The following is a 3,993-nucleotide window of genomic DNA, read 5'->3' as shown; positions in this document are numbered from 1 at the left end:
GCGCACAAGTGCGCTCCTACACAAGAGGACTGAGACGTGTCAGTCGGCGGTCGCTTCTGCCCGATGCACCGCCACGCCATGCGCCGAAAACGAAGCACGCGTCGCCCGATCCGCCGAATGCTCCACCACCAGATGCTGCACCCGGGCCAGCTCGGCCACTTGATGCGCAGCCACTGCGCCCAGTTTGTCGTCGGTCGCCACGACCACGGTTTCGTCGCTTGCCTCGATCATCGCGCGCTTGAACAGCGACTCCTCGCTATCGAAGCCCCACAGGCCGTGCGCCGCATCGATGGCGCAGGCGCCGGGAAAACACAGGTCGGCACGCACCCGGCGCACCTGGTCCACGGCTTGCGCGCCAGTGGCCCCGCCAATGGTGGCGTCGATGCGTCCGCCGATCAGCAAGACATCGAAGCCCTCGCGATCGAGCAGCACCTGGGCGATATGCGGGGCATTGGTGATCACGGTCAGCCGCGCATCGCGCGGCAAGGCGGCCGCAATCGCCGCATTGGTACTGCCCGCGTCGATCAACAGCGTCTGGCCGGCCTGCACCAGACTCGCCGCCTTGCGCGCCAGCGCTTGCTTGCGTGCGGAATGTTCGTTGCGCCGCTGCTTCAGCGGCGTCAGCGTCACCGTGGGCAAGAGCGCGCCGCCATAGACGCGCTTGCACAGACCCAGCGCCGCCAGCTCGCGCAAGTCGCGGCGAATGGAGTCTTCCGATACTTCGAAGGCGAGCGCCAATTCCGCGGCCACTACGCGTCCTTCGGCACGCAGGCGTTCGAGGATGCGTTGCTGGCGTTCTTCCGGCAGCGCGTTGCTGTCGACACTGGCGATGGGCGACTTAGCCATGGGATGCCTCGCGCGCGGATGCTTCAAGCAATTCCAGTTCCACCAGGCGCTGGCGCAGGCCATCGGCATCGCGGAACCACCAGCCCTGCATGCCCAGCGCTTCGGCGGCGGCCACATTGCGGGCCGAATCGTCGATATACAGCGCCCTCGACGGATCGACCGCGTAGCGTTCCAGAAGTCGCTGGTAGATGCGCGAGTCGGGCTTGATCAGGCCCTCCTCGCCGGACACGACGATGCCTTCGAACCACTGCAGGAACGCAAAGCGCTGCCGTGCGATGGGAAAGGTTTCCTGCGACCAGTTGGTCAGCGCCAGCAGACGCACGCCGCGCGCACGCAATTCGGCCAGCAGCGCGACCGTGGCTTCCATCGCGCCGACCAGGGTTTCTTCCCAGCGCAGGTGGTAAGCATCGATCAGCTCGGCGTGTTCGGGAAAACGACCGCGCAGCAGCGCGGTCGCCTCCGACCACGGGCGTCCTGCATCCTGTTGTTCGTTCCACTCGCTGTTGCAGACCTCGCGCAGGAACCAGTCCATCTGCGCCTCGTCGCCGATCAGCTGGCGATAGAGCCGGCGCGGGTCCCAGGCAATCAGCACGTTGCCCAGGTCGAAGATCACGGTGTCGATGGCGGGGCTGGTCACTTCACGATCCTCGCGGAGAACGACACCAGCACCAGCAGGCCGGCCACGCCGGCAAACGCCATGGGCAGATTGCTGATATGGGCCACCAGACCGATCAACGCGGGGCCGCTGAGCAAGCCCACGTAACCGAGCGTGGTCACCGTGGCAATGGCAATGGCCGGCGACGTATTGGGGAGGCGGCCTGCCGCGCTGAACATGACCGGCACGATGTTGGAGGCGCCCAGGCCGATCAGCACGAAACCCAGCAGCGACATCACCACGCCCGACACGCAGGCCACCAGCAGGAACCCTGCCGCAGCCAGCGCGGCGCCGAAGCGCATGGCCGACTCGGGGCCATAGCGTCCGACAAAGCGGTCGCCGGAAAAACGCCCCACCACCATCGCGGCCGAGAAGAACGCATAACCGAAGCCCGCCGATGCCGCCGATACGCCGCGGACGTCGCGCAGGAACACCGCACTCCAGTCCAGCATGGCGCCCTCGGCGAGAAAGCTCACGAAGCACAGCAAACCAAGCAGCCATGCCAGCGCGTGCGGCATGCGCATCGGTTCCTTGCGCGGTGTATCGGCCGTCGGCGCGTCATCGAGCAGGTCGCTGCGCAGCCACAGCACCACCGCGGCGAGCAGGATCGCCAGGACGCTGGCGGCCGCCGTGAGCGGCACGCCCATGGCCAACAACGCGCTGGTCAGGGCCGCGCCAGTGAGGCCGCCCACACTGAACAAGCCGTGGAAACCGGACATCAGTCGCCCGCCGTCGAGGCGTTCCACATCGACAGCGTGCGCATTCATCGCGACATCCACCGCGCCCAGCACCACGCCGAAATACAGCAGCACGGCAATCAGCGCGGTGATGTTGGTGACCATGGCCAGCGCCGGCAGCGCCACGCACATCAGCAGGCCCGAGGCGACGATCAGCGTGCGATTGCCCAGCCGATGGGCCAGCCACCCCACGAACGGCATGGAGAGCATGGAACCGCCGCCGAACGCGAGCAGCGCCAAGCCGAGCTGGGCATCATCCAGCCCGAGTCGCGCCTTGGCATAAGGCACCATCGGCGCCCAGGCGGACATGCCGATGCCCGACACCAGGAAGATCAGCCGCGTCGCCCGTCGGGCGCCCGCGAGTGAGGCCGTATCGGGCTTGCCGGCAATCGCAGCGTCGGAAGTGGAGTTCACGGCATTCCTGTTGATGGGAAGATTCGGACTAAATGTACATAAACGTGCAAGATCGTGCAATCACGGATTGGCGGCGATGTTCCGCGCCCGGTATCAGGCTGCCATGTTCGCGCAATCGGGCGAGCTAAGACACGCGTGATGCCATCGGCAGCGAGGGGCGGGCTTCGCAGACGTCCAAACGACGGCATGCGCCGGTGACACGCCCACCCCATGTCATAATGGACAACCCCCTCAAGACCGTTGCCGCCCCATGAGCCGACGCCTCCTCGTCACCAACGCGCTGYCCTATGCCAATGGCCCGCTCCACCTGGGTCACCTGCTGGGTTACATCCAGGCCGATGTCTGGGTACGTGCGCAGCGGATGCAGGGCAACGAGACCATCTATGTATGCGCGGACGATGCCCATGGCACGCCGATCATGCTGGCAGCGGAAAAGGCCGGTTTGTCGCCGGAAACCTATATCGAAGGCATCCGCGTCGGCCACGAAGCGGACTTCGCGGCCTTTGGCGTTGCGTTCGATCATTACCACTCGACGCACTCGGAAGAAAACCGCGAGCTCGCCTCGCTGATCTACACGCGCCTGCGCGACGGCGGCTACATCGGCCGCCGCGATATCCAGCAGCTGTACGATCCGGAAAAGGACATGTTCCTGCCCGATCGCTACATCAAGGGTATCTGCCCCAACTGCAAGACGCCCGACCAGTACGGCGACAACTGCGAGAACTGCGGCGCCACTTACGCGCCCACCGATCTGATCAACCCTTACTCGGTGRTGTCCGGCGCCACGCCGGTGCTGCGCGACTCGGAGCATTACTTCTTCGAGCTGGGCAAGTTCGAGCCGCTGCTGCGCGACTGGTTCGCCGGCAAGTTCACCGATGGCCAGCCCGTCGCCAACAGCGGCGTCACGGCGAAATTGCGCGAATGGCTGGACAGCGGCCTGAAGGACTGGGACATCTCCCGCGATGCGCCCTACTTCGGTTTTCCGATACCCGATGCGCCCGGCAAGTACTTCTATGTGTGGCTCGATGCGCCGGTGGGCTATCTGGCCAGCTTCAAGGCCTTGTGCGATCGCACCGACCTGCACTTCGAGGATTTCCTCGCACCCGACAGCCGTGCCGAGCTGCACCATTTCATCGGCAAGGACATCATCAACTTCCACGGCCTGTTCTGGCCGGCGATGCTGCACGGCGCGAATTTCCGCACGCCGACGGCGCTGCACGTGAACGGTTATCTGATGGTCAATGGCGCGAAGATGTCCAAGTCGCGCGGCACCTTCATCATGGCGCGCACGTACCTGAATTCGGGCCTTAACCCGGATTTCCTGCGCTATTACTTCACCAC

4 protein-coding genes are annotated in these 3,993 nt (G+C 65.2%); 1 reads left to right on the top strand and 3 read right to left on the bottom strand.

What is annotated here, in order from left to right:
* Window positions 1-39: 39 nt before the first annotated feature.
* From AC1DMG_RS20685 to AC1DMG_RS20675, 3 genes are read right to left on the bottom strand one after another with little or no spacing between them, the layout of a single operon-like run.
* Window positions 40-846, bottom strand: a complete 807-nt coding sequence (locus tag AC1DMG_RS20685; RefSeq protein WP_441603497.1) for a DeoR/GlpR family DNA-binding transcription regulator — start codon at window positions 844-846, stop codon at window positions 40-42.
* Window positions 839-1,483, bottom strand: a complete 645-nt coding sequence (locus tag AC1DMG_RS20680) for an HAD family hydrolase (protein ID WP_441603498.1) — start codon at window positions 1,481-1,483, stop codon at window positions 839-841. Before AC1DMG_RS20680 ends, AC1DMG_RS20685 begins: the two co-directional genes overlap by 8 nt.
* On the bottom strand, window positions 1,480-2,652 hold the full coding sequence (locus AC1DMG_RS20675; protein ID WP_441603499.1) for an MFS transporter: 1,173 nt from the start codon (window positions 2,650-2,652) through the stop codon (window positions 1,480-1,482). The genes AC1DMG_RS20680 and AC1DMG_RS20675 overlap by 4 nt, the downstream gene beginning before the upstream one ends.
* A gap of 250 nt (window positions 2,653-2,902) precedes the next feature.
* Between AC1DMG_RS20675 and metG the strand changes: the two genes are divergently transcribed.
* On the top strand, window positions 2,903-3,993 hold a 1,091-nt coding region (gene metG / locus AC1DMG_RS20670; protein WP_477181018.1), incomplete at its 3' end, for a methionine--tRNA ligase.

It is taken from the genome of Dyella sp. 01N36, from assembly GCF_056399745.1.
This window is presented reverse-complemented; position numbering and strand designations above follow the sequence as displayed.

Coding starts and splice junctions, on each gene's coding strand:
- AC1DMG_RS20685 (WP_441603497.1), bottom strand. CDS start 846: ATGGCTAAGTCGCCCATCGCCAGTGTCGACAGCAACGCGCTGCCGGAA.